Below are 13,695 nucleotides of genomic sequence, written 5' to 3' on the forward strand. Positions count from 1 at the left end.
GAACGATGAAAGCTCCCCTCAGAATCCTGCTGGTAGACGACGACCTCGGCGACGCCCGGCAGATAGCGCGGGCGATTCGCCAGTCCAAGCTCGAAGCGGAGTGTGCCCATGTCGTCGATGTGGACGAGGGGATCGCAAAATGCCGCGAAGTCTCCTTCGACTGCGCCGTCGTCGACTACCAGCTCCCCGGACAGGACGGCCTGCAGGCGCTCACCTCCTTCGGCGAGTGCTGCCCCAACATGCCCCTCGTCATGTCCACCGGTCACGGCGACGAACTCGTCGCCACCGAGGCCATGAAGCGCGGTGCCGCCGACTACATCCGCAAAGGCGACATTACGCCTTCCTCCATTCGCAGGGTGATTGAGAACGCCGTCGAAAAGGTTCAGCTTCGGCGCAAGCTCGCCGAACAGAAGAAGGAACTCGAGCGGTTCGCCGACATTCTCGTCCATGACCTCCGCGCTCCATCAAGCTCCATCCAAACCTTCGTCATGTATATCCAGGAAGATATCCGCGACGGGAAGATGGAGATGGTTCCCCAGTATTGTGACTGGGCCCTGAAGGCCTCAGCGCGCATGGATACGCTCATTTCCACGCTCTACCAGTACACCCGGCTTGAAGGTGAGGTCACTTTTCAGCCCGTATCGATGGTCACAGCGCTCGAAAGCGCGCTGGAAAACCTCCACAACGTGATCCGCCTCAAGGGAGCTGTCGTCACCCATGGAGATCTCCCCACCGTCACGGGCAGCGCCTCGCTCCTGGAACAGTTGCTCCAGAACCTCATCGGCAACGGCATCAAGTACTGCAAGCGCGACATCCCCCAGATTCACGTAGAAGCTGCTCTCGAAGAGAACGGCCTCTGGCTCTTCTCCGTCAAAGACAACGGTATCGGAATCCCCGCCGACGATCGCGAGCGCATCTTCGAGTCCTTCACCCGTCTTCATGGTGTGGGCGAATTCGAAGGTACAGGCCTCGGCCTCGCCACCTGCAGCAAGATCGTGAACCGCCATGGCGGGACCATCTATTGCGACTCCGCGAACGGCGACGGAACCACTTTCTACTTCACCCTCCCCCCGTAACTCTGCCTCCCATCGAGCCAGAGCTTCCCCACGCTCCGCCCCCGTTGTACCCTGTGGTTGTACCTCGCCGTCTACGGCCACAGCCATGAACATCTCTCGACGTCGCGGAGCTATCGCCACCTTCATCACCATGGGTGTGCTCCTCGTTGGCCTCGCCGTTGCGCTTCAGGTCGGATGGATCATCCTGAATGAGCGAACAGTCGCCTTCGTTGTGCTCGGCATCATCCTGTTCGCCATCCTCATCGCCGGCGTCGTCCTCAACACCATCTTTCTCGTTCGCGAAGTCCGCCGAAACGAGCGTCAGGACTCCTTCCTGAACGCCGTCACCCATGAACTAAAGACCCCCATCGCAAGCATTCGGTTGTATCTTGAAACATTGCAGCGCCGGCCAGTCGACGAGGCCAAACGTCAGGAGTTCTACCGCATCATGCTCGCGGACTCCGACCGGCTCCTCGCCACCGTCGAGCAGGTGCTCAAAGCCGGCGAACAGGGTCAGCGTCGTCGCAAACAGCAGCGCTCCATCGCGGAGATGGAACCTCTCGTAGCCGATTGCGTTGCCGTCGCCCTCCAGCGCTACCGCCTCCCCGCTGCAGCCATCGTCCTCGAACCCGTCTCCGCCGGGGTCCACCTCCCCGTGCTCGCGAACCTCGAAGACCTCCGCACCGCCATCTCGAACCTCCTCGACAACGCAGTCAAATACTCGCCGGAGGGCGTCCAGGTCCGCTGCCGCCTCGACATCGTCGACTACACTTCAGTCGCCCTCACTATTCAGGACACCGGCGTCGGCATTCCCGCCGATCATCTCAAACGCATCTTCCACCGCTTCTACCGCGTGCCCGGCCGCGCCATGGTCACCATTAAGGGAACCGGCCTTGGACTCTTTATTGTCCGCTCCATCGCCCGTCAGCACGGCGGGGACGTCACCGCCACCAGCGAAGGCCTAAGCTCCGGAACCACCATGACCCTCCGCCTCCCCCTGGCCAACCCCGCCAACGCGCCCGTCCAGACAAACTCGGCGTCCGAATCTGTAGCGTCATAGATCGTTATGGTCAGTAAAGCCCCTTCATCCTGAGCGAAGTCTCTCGCAGTGCTTCACCGAGAGAGGCGCAGGCGAGGGACTTGCATACATTCCGCTCCTCCGATAACCTCCAAACCTTTCCGCCCGTAACCGCCAGAAGGCACCGTCCAGGATCTCTTATGACCACCGAACCTCTCATCATCCTCGTAGAAGACGAAGAGCACCTGGCCACCGGCCTGATCTTCAATCTCCAGGCCGAAGGCTACCGCACCCACCACGAATCCGATGGCGACGCCGCCCTCGCATACCTACTTGCCGCACCACAGGAAGGCCCCGAAGCCCCGTCCGCCATCCTCCTGGACTGCATGCTCCCGGGCACCGACGGCTTTGCCATCGCCCGAGCCCTTCGCGCCGCCAAACGCTTTGTCCCGGTCCTCATGCTCACCGCGCGCAGCCGTACTGAGGACATCCTCGAAGGCCTCGAAGCCGGTGCCGACGACTATCTTCCCAAGCCCTTCGACCTCAACATCCTGCTGGTCCGCCTCAAGACGCTTCTTCGCCGCACCGCCTGGCAGGCCACCACCGCCGCCTCCATCGTCGAACCCTCACCGCCCGACGAGTACGCCTTCGACCATCACCTCATCCGCTTCGACGCCCTGGAGCTGATCGCCCCGCACGCCACTACCCATCTCACCCTGATGGAGGCCGATCTCCTCCGCTATCTCACCGACCGCGAAGGCAAGATCGTCCCCCGCAAGGAGATCCTCGAGCAGGTCTGGCGCGTCCACGAAGACACCGACACCCGCGCCATCGACAACTTCATCGTTCGCCTCCGCCGCTATATCGAGACCGACCCCGGCAACCCCGTCCACCTGCTCACCGTCCGCGGAGTCGGCTACAAATTTGTCTCCTGAATCGCTCCATCTGGAAGATATCCGTCATCTCGACCGTAGCGAAGCGAAGTGGACAGACCACAGCATTTGTTTTGGCGCTGACCGCCTTTCGCCCACATGTCTCGTTCCTCACGCCTTTGTCTTTCGCGATGAGTTGGCTTGGAGTGAATCTTTCGCGCTCTCTATGCAGCCCCATCCGAGATCAATCGAGCTTCCGTCAGGTCCCCCGCGATCTGCAGAAAGATATCGCTCAGTGCCACCTCGGTTTGTGCCGCGACGCACGTACTCGCCGAGCCCGTCTGCTTATAATCCGAGAAGAAATCCCATGAGTGCGATGCTAGCTGCGCCATCTCGTTGCAGGGTTGGACGTTCGGGAAGTCGCCCGCGCCCAAGTCCGTCGTACAACCCGCCGACGGCGATCCATAGGCGACCGAGTACACCGTTGTACCCGCAGCAGTCGCGGCATTGGCGGCCGTAATCGCCTGCCCGCACTCGCCTAACCATGAGGGATACTTGCCATTCGATGTCGCCCCCGAACCCATCACCGTATACGGACCGTTCGTATGCGGTGCGTTCGCATCACCGTCCCCAAGAATGATCAGAACATTCTGCGACCCTGGATTTGCGGCCTTCGCTTGAGTCAACGCAGCCTGCGCTGCATAGATCGTCGCTGCATAATATGTTCCGTAATCTCCCGCATTCGCCGGGGCACCCATTCCTGAGCAGCCACCTGCTCCGCCCGCAGCGATCGTCAGAAGGGAGCTGTTGTATAGAGAGGTTGCCGTATCAGACACTCGATAATCACTTTGAAAATCGGTCACCCGGTACGTTGTGCTGCTTGATGAAGTTCCCGGTGTGTAACTTGTGGCTCCGGCGGCTGGAAAGGTGTACGTCGTCGCCGTAGCTGTGGAACTTCCGCACTGTGAGTCGTAGCTGACCGTCGGATACGTCATCTGCGGAAACGTAAAGATACTCACTCGCGCCACGGAGTTTGCTGCGTTTCCCGCTGTCACTACGCACGTTGGCTGGCTTGTCCCGCAGGGATCGAGATGCTGCAGCAGAATCTGTACTCCGGCTAGACCGCATTGCATCTGAGTTGCCCCGCAGTCCGCATCGTAGAAATTCATCGAGAGGGAAGTATCCAACATAAGTACGATGTTGTAAGGTCGCGACGGTCCACCACCTTTTGTCGCTGTCGCCGACGCCGCGATCGTGATCGTCGGGAATCCGATCAGTTTCCCGAAGTATGTATTGACCGTCGCCTTCTGCTTCACCTGAACCGCGTTGTATGGTGTATAGCCCACGCAGGAAATCCCCTGCGCCTGCATTGACGACAGGCACTTCAACATTGGGTATCCCGAGACCATCGTCACGCCGTTAAGCCCGTTGATCGCGTTATACCCGCCTGAAACTGAGCTGTAGTTTGTTGCAATCGTTTGGACGCCGGACTTATCGACCGTGTAAGGAATGGCCGTCGCTCCTGCAAGCGCTGCAGCATCGCAGGATGCCTGCAATTCGCGATGGATGAGATAGGCATGACCCACATCGATCACCAGAGCCAGCATCGCCAGCAGCGCAATCATCATGAAGGCGAGAAGCGGTAGCACCTGTCCGCTTTCATCGCTCTTAAGGGACCGCAAGCGTTGCCCCATTCGCTCGATCCCGCGGTTCTTCACTGCATCAACTCTGTAGTCTGTGCTGTTAGCACAGACGTAGGCGTGGTTAGCTTCAGCCCGTATATACCCAGGGCAAACGGATAGGTCACTGTGACGACGGCATTCGTACCCAGAACCATGTTTGCGGGCGCACCGCTCGTTGCGCTTCCACTGCAGGATGGCTTCGTGTACTGCGTTCCGTTCAGCGTGATGGTGAACTTTAAGTTTGACGCGGTCAGCAAGGGTGCAGCCGCGTAAAGAGAGTTGGCAAAGGTCTGGCATGGGTCAGTGGTCTGCCCTCGGCTCACGGTCAATTGCCGGGCTGCAACTGCAGTCGCGTCGGTCAGAATCATGTAGTTATTGAAGGTCACTCCGAAGGACATCAGCCCCGTCACAACCAGCAGCAATGCGGGAAGAGTCAGTGCAAGTTCCACCATCGACTGCCCGCTCTCGTCGCCCACGCAGTATCCGGGCCTTCGTCGCTCTTTCGAGCTTTTGAATTCTGACTGTACTTCGACCAACGTGTACCCCCTCTCCGCCGACGTCCTGGCATCTTCATCTCTTACAGTCAGAAATCCTGTGGGCAGGCGCCGTATGCTTGTCGCAAGGCTTCGCATTCCCGCGGCTCACATGGACGATGTCGTAACGACAAGCGTAGGTTTCACTGTTTCGATTTGGCATCCCACGAAAGTGACAACGCGACCGCCATCGGTTCCGTTTGCCCACGCCCCGCGAGCACGGAACAGCCCTCGATCCCGTCGCCCGCGCACGATTCACGGCGTCAGCTACAGGTTCGTTGTCTGATGGAAAGCGTAAGAGCGTCCGGCTACGTTAGATTGTCAGGAATGAGTCGCGGAGTGGATAGGTCTGCCGCGATCGCGGCAAAGATGGCGCTGAGCGACGTAACCGGCTGGCTGGACACGCAGGTGCTTCCCGATCCCGTCTGCTTATAGTCCGAGAAGAAATACTGCGGCGCGGAAGCCAATGCAGCCATCGTGTTGCAGGGAGTGATATTCGGGTTCGACCCGACCGCTATATCCGTTGTGCAGCCGACAGACGGTGAGCCATAGGCGACCGAGTACACTCGTGTCCCAGCGGCCGCCGCCGCCCCTGCCGCAACCACTGCCTGCCCACACTGCCCCAACCATGAGGGGTACGTCCCGCTGGCGGTGGCGCCGCTGTAGAAGACGTTATAGGAGCCGTTCTTCTGCGGCGCGTTGGAGTCACCGTCGCTAAGGATGATGAGGGCGTTCAGCGTCCCAGGATTCGCCGCCAGCGCCGCGATCAGCGCCGACTGGGCCTCATAGATCGCTCCGGCATAGTAAGTGCCGTACACTCCCGCGTAGTTCGGCGGAGCCATGCCTCCGCAGCCGGATACCCCCGCCGCCGCCTTGACCATGGCGGACGACGTGTTCAGCGTCTTGATCCCATTCGAGGTCTTGTAATCACTCATGAACCCTACGATCTGGTAGGTCGAGGTCACACTGCCGTTCGCCGGACTCACGCCGTAGGCCGTCCCCGGCGCGGCCGATCCCGCCCCAGCCGGTGGAAACCAGTAAGACGTAGCCGTCGCCAAACCGCTATATGCAGCGGACGGAGGCATCACGATCTCTCCTATCCCGGCAACATACGTATATCCACTGCTGGGCGTTGTCGTGCAGGTGGAGTCGACACTCACAGAACTCGTCTGTACCGGTGGAAGGGTGAACAGGCTGACCCGGTCAACCGTGTTGGCAGAGACTCCCGCCGTAGCGATGCAGGCGGCCGACGTCTGCGCGCACGGATTCAGACTCTGCATCAGGTACTGCAGCCCTGTCAGCGCGCACTGCATCTGCGTGCTGCCGCAGTCAAGATCCTGCTCGTTCATAGAAAGGGTCGTGTCGATAATCACCGCGATGTTCGAAGGCAGTGGCGCTCCGCCATTGATCGACGCCGTCGCGCTTGCGGTAAGCGTCAGGGTTGGATGCCCGATAAATCCCCCGAGAGGAATGTTGATCACCGCCTGCTGTTTGACCTGCACCGCGTTATAGGGCGCCGCTCCAACGCATGGGATACCTATCGCCTTCAGAGCGCTCAGACACTTCAATGCGGGACTTCCCGACATCATCGAGACCGTCCCAAGGTTCGAGCTCGCATTGTTCTGTCCGGAATTCGAACTAAACGATTGCACAGCGCTCAAAGCGGCAGAGGAACTCTTGTTGATCTGCAGTGCACCGGCTCCCGCCAGAGCTGCCGCGTCGGTTGAGGCCTGCAGTTGACGCTGCATGGTGAGGGCATAGCCGGCTCCCGCCACCAGCGAAAACATGCCCAGCAGCGCGACCATCATCACCGCGGTAAGAATGATCGCCTGCCCACTTTCGTCGCGAAGTAGAGATCTGACACCCCTCATTGCACAAGCTCCTTGACCGAGGCGTGCAAGGTGCAATTCGACACCAGGTTCTGACCGAACACCGCCAGCTTACAGGGGTAGGTCGTCGAAAGGATGTAATAGCCTCCCTGCGTAAGATTTCCCGCAGCTCCCGTTGTCGTGCTCGAACTGCTGCACGTGGTGCCGGAGTAGGCCGTCCCATTGATGACCGAGCTATAGGTGATCTGGCTCGTATTCAGGCCAGGTGCCGCTCCCACAACGGCGGTCGACGCTGTCGAGCACGGATCGAGCGTATTGCCCCGGCTGATCGAGACCGTTCTTCCGCCAAGAGACGTGGCGTCGGTCAGGACCATCCAGTTCGTGAACGCGACGCCGAAGGCAAACATGCCCGTGACCACCAGCGGAAATATGGGGAGGATAAAGGCAAATTCGATCAGAGACTGTGCTTTCTGATCGCTGCTCAGAGAGAGTAGAGCTTGTTTCCGGCTCCAGGAGGGCGTTCTCTCTGTCACTTCGGTCCCCTTAGTCTGCACACTCTTAAAGTGCTCTCGTGGGCCCCGGAATAGGACCTAATCTCCTCGCATTTCACGAAAACCCGTTACGAACACACGTGCGGCATTAGCCTGGCTGCGTATCGCTGCCACGGCAGATTCGCCCGCTTCTGGTCTTTATCGGCGCTGTAACCGCTTCCCTGAGTGAAGGCTGAGGCCGGACCGAACTTACGAGGGATATGAATCCGGATCCGGGCGGACGAATCTAACGCTAAGGTTGGTGTCTTGCGCCTTGTCTCACCTGCCACTTGCCGCGCAATCGAGTCGCGCATACACTTAAGTTGAGAGTTTTGTACCCATAGGAGATTTCATGGCGACTGCTACCGTTACCCCGACTGCCGAAGTTGTAAACGCACCCGCGTCAACCACTCCCGTCACCCTGACCCCGAATGCTATCGTCAAGGTCCGCGAGATCATGTCCACCCAGGATCCCATCCCGGCTGGCCTGCGCATCGGTGTCGTCGGCGGCGGATGTTCCGGCTTCCAGTACTCCATGAGCTTCGAGAACCAGAGCGGCATGATGGACAAGGTCTACCGCTTCGAAGACCTAAAGGTCTTCGTTGACGCCACCTCCGCCATGTATCTTTCGAACTGCGTCGTCGACTACGTCGAGACCCTCGAAGCCGCCGGCTTCAAGTTCGAAAACGCCGCCGTTAAGAGCACCTGCGGATGCGGCTCCTCCTTCAGCGTCTAACTGAAGTTGCGTGCCGAGTGTCGGAGCCGTGATCGCGAGCGAAGGATAACGACGAAGCTCGCGTCCCACAGAATTGCAAAGAGAATAGCCTCACCACGGCTCACGTCTTGGTGAGGCTATTCTCTTTAGAATCAAAACTCTACGAGAGGCTCGTCAATAAAATGAGGAACTTAGCCTGCCAAACCTCGTCAGGTATAACTGGAAGCAAAGCTAAGTCCTTATTCCTGAATATTTTGCGAAGTAAAGAGGGGGAGGGGGTACCCCCCATTATCCCTTCCCAAACGGCTCTTCCAGACTCAAACTGGTCGGCGTAAACATCTTCCCGCCATCCGGCGTCACATACCAGTCATCCTCCAACCGCACCCCGAACTCCCCTTCGATATAAATCCCCGGCTCATCCGAGAAACACATCCCCGCCTCAAGCTTGGTCGCGTTCCCACGCACAAGGTAGGGCCACTCATGCCCATCCATTCCGATCCCATGCCCCACGCGATGGGTAAAGTGTTTGTAGTCCGGCCCAAATCCCGCCGCATCGACAACATCCCGAGCCGCCTTATCGATCGCCTGACACTCAATCCCAGGCCGAGCCGCTGCCAATGCCGCCGCCTGCGCCTTGTGTACAATTTCGAAGACTTTCTTCTGCTTGTCGGTGGGCTTGCCCAGCACAAACGTCCGCGAGATGTCCGACTGATACCCCTCCACCGAGCAGCCATCATCGATCAAAATAATCTCGCCTTCGCGAATCACCTGCGGCTGCACCGACCCATGCGGTAACGCCGAGTACTTCCCAACTTGGCAGCTAGCCTCTCCGCGAACGCCACTCCGCTCATAACCCGCGGCAATCAACCCCGTAAACTCCCGGTTCGTCATCCCCACCTTCGCCGACTTATACGCCGCCTCGTAGACCGAAAGCGTAATGTCGTTCGCCAACTGCATCAGCGCCAGTTCTGCCGGAGACTTCGCCATCCGGCATCCTGCCGTGATCGGCGTCCCATTCACGACCTTCAAAGCCGGAGTCGCATGGGCCATCCCATCGGCGAACGCAAACTGCGTCCGCTCCTCGATCCCCACCGTCCCCGCAGCGAGCCCACGTTCCTTCAAAGATCGCGCCACCAGGTCATACGGACTCGCATCCTCGTTCCAGGTATGGATCTTCGTCGCCGCGCCGTCGGGAGCCATCGTCAGCCCTTCGCGAATTCGCCCTTCCTCAAACGCCGGACACACCACAAAAGGCGCTCCACTCGCAGGCAGAATCCACGCAAACAGCCGCTCCGACTGATACCCCACCTTCAACCCGGAGAAGTAGTTCAGGCTCGTCCCCACGGTAATAATCACCGCATCCATCTGCTTCGCCTTCATCAAGGCCCGCGCATGTTCCAGCCGCCCCTCACGCTCCGCCAGGGTAATCGGAACAGCCTCATGCACTCTCGCCTTCAATCCGGCGATCGCAGGTGGCAGCTTGCCAACCTTCGCGCTCTCCTCATCCTCTTGTGCATGCAGCGTAAAGGCAGGTGCGGCAGCGGCAGCCGCAAGCAGAAAGTGTCGCCGGTTCGGCGAGGTCAATTTGGATGAAGGCATAACGGGATTGTAGCCCGTCCGTAACCCCACGCCTCCTCCGAACTCGTCAGCCAACCAGCTATCATGGTCAGGACAAAGCGAGGACAAAGCATCCCCATGATCACGACCTTTCAGCAACACATCCAGGCCCAGCAGCAGAGCATCAGTGAAGCCAGCGGCACCTTCAGCTATCTCCTAGCCGGCATCACGCTCGCGACCAAGATGATCCAGGCGAAGATCCGCCTCGCCGCGCTCGACGGCGCAATCGGCGCCTACGGCCAGACCAACGTTCAGGGCGAACAGCAGCAGAAGCTCGACGTCTACGCCAACGAGGCCCTCCTCCACTGCCTCGGACTCAAGGACTCCGTTGCCGCTCTCGTCAGCGAAGAGGACGAAGAGCCCGTCACCTTCGACCGCGCGCAAGGTGGCCCAAACACGGGCAAGTACATCATCGTCTTCGATCCCCTCGACGGCTCCTCGAACATCGATGTGAACGTGAACGTCGGCACCATCTTCAGCATCCTTCGCCGCCGCACCGAGGGCGACCTGAACGCCTCCATCCTCCGCCCCGGCCACACCCAGGTCGCCGCTGGATACGTCGTCTACGGACCGTCAACCATTCTGGTCTACACGGCAGGGAACGGCGTCCACAGCTTCATCCTCGACCCCGCCATCGGAGCCTTCGTCCTCAGCGAAGAGCGCATGATGATGCCCGAACAAGGCACCTACTACAGCACCAACGAGGCCAACGCCGCCACCTGGCCCCAGGCCTATCGCGACTACCTCGACCTCCTCCGCTCCGGCGGCCTCGGCAAGGAGTACAGCTCTCGCTACATCGGCTCTCTCGTCGCCGACTTCCACCGCACCCTGCTCAAGGGCGGCGTCTTCCTCTACCCACCCACGCTCAAGCAGTCCAAAGGTAAGCTCCGCCTTCTCTACGAAGCCAATCCCCTCGCCTTCATCGCCGAACAGGCCGGCGGCATGGCCATCGGCCACGGCAACCGCATCCTCGACATCGAACCCGAGGGCATCCACCAGCGCACCCCCTTCATGGTCGGCAGCCGACGCGAGATGGAGGCCCTGGCCGAGGTGCTGGCCGGATGACCGATACCCGCCTCACCTTCACCTCACAGGTCACCGACATCCGCCTGGAATCCCGCTCCGGCCTCGCAGCCCGCTGGCAGATAGCCCTCGAGCACACTCTCTTCACCTCGGCCTCGTCAACTGGCACCCTCCTCGCCATCGCCCCCAGCGGAGCGAGGTTAGAGGTGCCAGTGCTCGGTGTTGTTGAAGAAGACGGGACAGTCTGGCACATCGTCGATAAGCCATTGACCGACGGGACCGAAGTCACAGGAACGCTTGCAGAGTTCCTTGCCTGAAACCGGCTTGAGCACCGCTTTCCGACCTGTTATCTTTAACCTGAATCAAAGTTGCACTCGCGCCGCACCACGCGCGTCCCTCCGCACTTTGGGGCTGTAGCTCAGTTGGGAGAGCGCCTCGTTCGCAACGAGGAGGTCAGCGGTTCGATCCCGCTCAGCTCCACCAATAAAATCAATTACAAGTTCGTGCTTTGGAAGTGGAGCAGCCTCAGGGCGTCGCCATCTTCCATGTACACGGCGACCAATCTGAACCTGGATTCCAAAGTGGTCCCCGCGCGTTTCGCTGTGGTCCGGCTTACACCCGTGAGAATGGCCACAGAGCCGACGATGCGAACCTTCTCGTCAGAGAGTTCTATCGATTCAAAGACAAGCTTCCCAGCCTGGAGATCACGCAGCACTTCATCCTTTGTGAGTAAAGATCCGTCCGAACGGATCAGCGTGTAGTCCTCCGCGTACAGGTCTGCGAGAACATCCCAGTCCTTTTCCAGGAGCGATCGATAGAAGACCTCGCGCTGCGTCTTCAGCACTTGCTCTGCTGTCATTGCTTCGCCAGTGTGGACGATTCGTCAAAAGCCCGGTAGTCCGTATAGCCACGTTCGTCGCCCCCGTAGAACGTCGACCGATCGTAAGCGTTTAGTGCGACCCCATCTGCGATGCGTTCTACCAAATCAGGGTTCGAGATGAACAGGCGCCCATAAGCGATCGCATCGGCGTAACCCGACACCAGCGCCTCGTGTCCGGTCGCAGGCGTGTAGGCCGCGGCCGAGATGAGATTGCCCTTGTAGTGCGGACGAAAGATCCGAGCGTTATTGAGTGCGTCCAGGTGGAGGTCGTCTCCGAGACCGATCTCAGAACCTCGGCCTTCAATCAAGTGGAGGTAGGCAAGGTCGTACTTATTCATTTCCTCAATGACCGAGGTGAACAATTGCATCGGATCACTGTCTTGAATGCCGCCGTACTGGCCGAAGGGTGACAAACGCACGCCGAGCTTCTGCGAACTTGTAACCGCGGATACGTTCTCCACAATCTCAAACAGGAACCGCATCCTGTTGGAGATCGACCCTCCATAGCTGTCGGTTCGCTGGTTTGAGCCATCCTCTAAAAACTGGTCGATGAGATGGCTGTTGGCACCTTGCAACTCGACTCCATCGAAGCCAGCCTCCATGGCGTTACGGGCTGCACTCGCGAAGCTTTCGATGATCTCGCGAATCTCCGGAACAGTCAGCTCACGAGGACTTTCGATTGGAACCTTCTGAAAATCTCGGGTGAACCCCGGCAGATTTGATGGGATGGAAGATGGGGCTACGGGAACGCCTCCATCAGGCATGAAGGAAGAGTGCGAGTTACGGCCGTTGTGCGCGAGTTGGAGAATGATTCTTCCGCCACGCTCGTGTACGGCTCGGGTCACCTTCTTCCACCCATCCACCTGCTCCCGGGTATAAATGCCCGGGGCATTCGGGTAGCCCTGGCCCTGCTGACTGACAGCGGTTCCTTCGGTAATGATCAGTCCGGCAGAGGCTCGCTGTGCGTAATACAGTGCATTCAACTCGGTGGGAGCGTTGCCCGCCCCCGCACGCATGCGTGTGAGCGGAGCCATGACGATGCGGTTCGGCAGCGTGATGCTTCCCAGGTGCAGAGGCTTGAAAAATGATGAAGGGTTCATCGTGTTCTCCCGTGGATCCGCTGCTGGAATGGTCCGTCTGACAAGGTTGCTACCGGATTGAAATCTCGCCCATGTCGATCTTCACGAGCAGAGGTTCGGGCACAAGCTGGTAGTCGCCTTCGTAGGCATAGATTCTGCGCCTGGTCGGGATGATGATGCCGTCGACATCACGGTACTCGGACGCGTAGTTCAACCCCGTGGCGCCGCCGAGGATATCGACGGTGTAGTCGTGGCGGCGCAGAAGCCCATCCGGGCCGAAGCACGAGATCTGTTCACGGGTGTGGCTCTTGATGTTGTCCGGGAAGATGACCTTAAGACGTCGCCACTGCTCACCATCTACATGAATCGGAGCGATCTCCTCGGTCACAAAGCCCGGCTTGGTATAGAGGAAGGGCGTATTCAGATAGGTCCAGAGAGCTTCGCCCAGGAAGTAAGCGACGTGCAGATCATCCCATGGCGTCTCACGCACCTGTCCGGCGAACGACGCCTCTGGATTCTCGCGTTCCCGAAGGAGCGTGCCATCGCAGCGTTCCATGATCAGGCGTTGCGGCTCGAAGACGAACCGCTTGTCCTGCCCGGGAAAATCAGTGACCATTCGTTCCTTCGTGGTGTCGATGGTCATCACCACATCCTTCAGAGAATCGCCCTGTCCCTTCACGAACCAGATCGCGCCCGTAATTGACGCAGCTACCTTAATCTTCCGCACCTTGTTCCAGCGAGACAATCCTCCATGCGCTTCCACGGCCATCTGCAATAGATCGTTCATCATTTCACCTCGGTCGGTCGCGGCAAGATGTTGTTGGCCGGCCGACATGTAGACAGTACCTCTAATCAAACCTCT

14 protein-coding genes and 1 tRNA gene are annotated in these 13,695 nt (G+C 59.3%); 7 read left to right on the forward strand and 8 right to left on the reverse strand.

What is annotated here, in order from left to right:
- Window positions 1-5 precede the first annotated feature (5 nt).
- The 3 genes from HDF16_RS20795 to HDF16_RS20805 all read left to right on the forward strand — a co-directional run bounded on the left by HDF16_RS20795 (window position 6) and on the right by HDF16_RS20805 (window position 3,008).
- Window positions 6-1,076: an ATP-binding protein gene (locus tag HDF16_RS20795; RefSeq protein WP_184221197.1), complete on the forward strand. Its 1,071-nt coding sequence runs from the start codon at window positions 6-8 to the stop codon at window positions 1,074-1,076.
- Window positions 1,077-1,161: 85 nt separating this feature from the next.
- Window positions 1,162-2,115 (forward strand): sensor histidine kinase, encoded by a 954-nt coding sequence (locus HDF16_RS20800; RefSeq protein WP_184221199.1) that lies wholly within the window; start codon window positions 1,162-1,164, stop codon window positions 2,113-2,115.
- A 158-nt stretch (window positions 2,116-2,273) separates the two neighbouring features.
- On the forward strand, window positions 2,274-3,008 hold the full coding sequence (locus HDF16_RS20805) for a response regulator transcription factor (protein WP_184221202.1): 735 nt from the start codon (window positions 2,274-2,276) through the stop codon (window positions 3,006-3,008).
- Window positions 3,009-3,169: 161 nt separating this feature from the next.
- Here HDF16_RS20805 and HDF16_RS20810 read toward each other — a convergent pair whose 3' ends face one another.
- From HDF16_RS20810 to HDF16_RS20825, 4 genes are all read right to left on the reverse strand, one after another.
- Window positions 3,170-4,639 (reverse strand): Tad domain-containing protein, encoded by a 1,470-nt coding sequence (locus tag HDF16_RS20810; RefSeq protein WP_184221204.1) that lies wholly within the window; start codon window positions 4,637-4,639, stop codon window positions 3,170-3,172.
- Between the two features lie 20 nt (window positions 4,640-4,659).
- Window positions 4,660-5,103 (reverse strand): TadE/TadG family type IV pilus assembly protein, encoded by a 444-nt coding sequence (locus HDF16_RS20815; RefSeq protein WP_184221206.1) that lies wholly within the window; start codon window positions 5,101-5,103, stop codon window positions 4,660-4,662.
- 365 nt (window positions 5,104-5,468) lie between these two features.
- Window positions 5,469-7,031 carry a pilus assembly protein TadG-related protein gene (locus HDF16_RS20820; RefSeq protein ID WP_184221208.1) on the reverse strand — a complete coding sequence of 521 codons (1,563 nt, stop codon included), beginning with the start codon at window positions 7,029-7,031 and terminating at the stop codon, window positions 5,469-5,471.
- A complete protein-coding gene (locus HDF16_RS20825; protein WP_184221210.1) occupies window positions 7,028-7,522 on the reverse strand; it encodes a TadE/TadG family type IV pilus assembly protein in 495 nt (164 codons plus the stop codon). Before HDF16_RS20825 ends, HDF16_RS20820 begins: the two co-directional genes overlap by 4 nt.
- Before the next feature lie 349 nt (window positions 7,523-7,871).
- Here HDF16_RS20825 and HDF16_RS20830 point away from each other — a divergent pair, with 349 nt between their 5' ends.
- Window positions 7,872-8,255 (forward strand): HesB/IscA family protein, encoded by a 384-nt coding sequence (locus HDF16_RS20830; protein ID WP_184221212.1) that lies wholly within the window; start codon window positions 7,872-7,874, stop codon window positions 8,253-8,255.
- 267 nt (window positions 8,256-8,522) lie between these two features.
- Here HDF16_RS20830 and HDF16_RS20835 read toward each other — a convergent pair whose 3' ends face one another.
- Window positions 8,523-9,887, reverse strand: coding sequence for a M24 family metallopeptidase (locus HDF16_RS20835; protein WP_246409515.1), 1,365 nt, complete (start codon window positions 9,885-9,887; stop codon window positions 8,523-8,525).
- Window positions 9,888-9,929: 42 nt separating this feature from the next.
- Here HDF16_RS20835 and fbp point away from each other — a divergent pair, with 42 nt between their 5' ends.
- From fbp to HDF16_RS20850, 3 genes are all read left to right on the forward strand, one after another.
- On the forward strand, window positions 9,930-10,916 hold the full coding sequence (gene fbp / locus HDF16_RS20840; protein ID WP_184221216.1) for a class 1 fructose-bisphosphatase: 987 nt from the start codon (window positions 9,930-9,932) through the stop codon (window positions 10,914-10,916).
- Window positions 10,913-11,191, forward strand: coding sequence for a hypothetical protein (locus HDF16_RS20845; RefSeq protein ID WP_184221218.1), 279 nt, complete (start codon window positions 10,913-10,915; stop codon window positions 11,189-11,191). The genes fbp and HDF16_RS20845 overlap by 4 nt, the downstream gene beginning before the upstream one ends.
- Before the next feature lie 90 nt (window positions 11,192-11,281).
- A tRNA-Ala gene (locus tag HDF16_RS20850) sits at window positions 11,282-11,357 on the forward strand.
- Between the two features lie 10 nt (window positions 11,358-11,367).
- On the opposite strand, the gene HDF16_RS20855 is transcribed toward HDF16_RS20850, so the two are convergent.
- The 3 genes from HDF16_RS20855 to HDF16_RS20865 are packed head-to-tail and all read right to left on the reverse strand — an operon-like array spanning window position 11,368 to window position 13,623.
- A complete protein-coding gene (locus tag HDF16_RS20855) occupies window positions 11,368-11,733 on the reverse strand; it encodes a nuclear transport factor 2 family protein (RefSeq protein WP_184221220.1) in 366 nt (121 codons plus the stop codon).
- The gene (locus HDF16_RS20860) at window positions 11,730-12,854 is read right to left on the reverse strand and encodes an alkene reductase (protein WP_184221222.1); all 1,125 of its coding nucleotides are present in this window, start codon (window positions 12,852-12,854) and stop codon (window positions 11,730-11,732) included. The genes HDF16_RS20855 and HDF16_RS20860 overlap by 4 nt, the downstream gene beginning before the upstream one ends.
- A 49-nt stretch (window positions 12,855-12,903) precedes the next feature.
- Window positions 12,904-13,623, reverse strand: coding sequence for a hypothetical protein (locus tag HDF16_RS20865; protein ID WP_221312973.1), 720 nt, complete (start codon window positions 13,621-13,623; stop codon window positions 12,904-12,906).
- Window positions 13,624-13,695: the final 72 nt, after the last annotated feature.

The organism is Granulicella aggregans, from assembly GCF_014203275.1.
Classification (GTDB): Bacteria; Acidobacteriota; Terriglobia; order Terriglobales; family Acidobacteriaceae; genus Edaphobacter.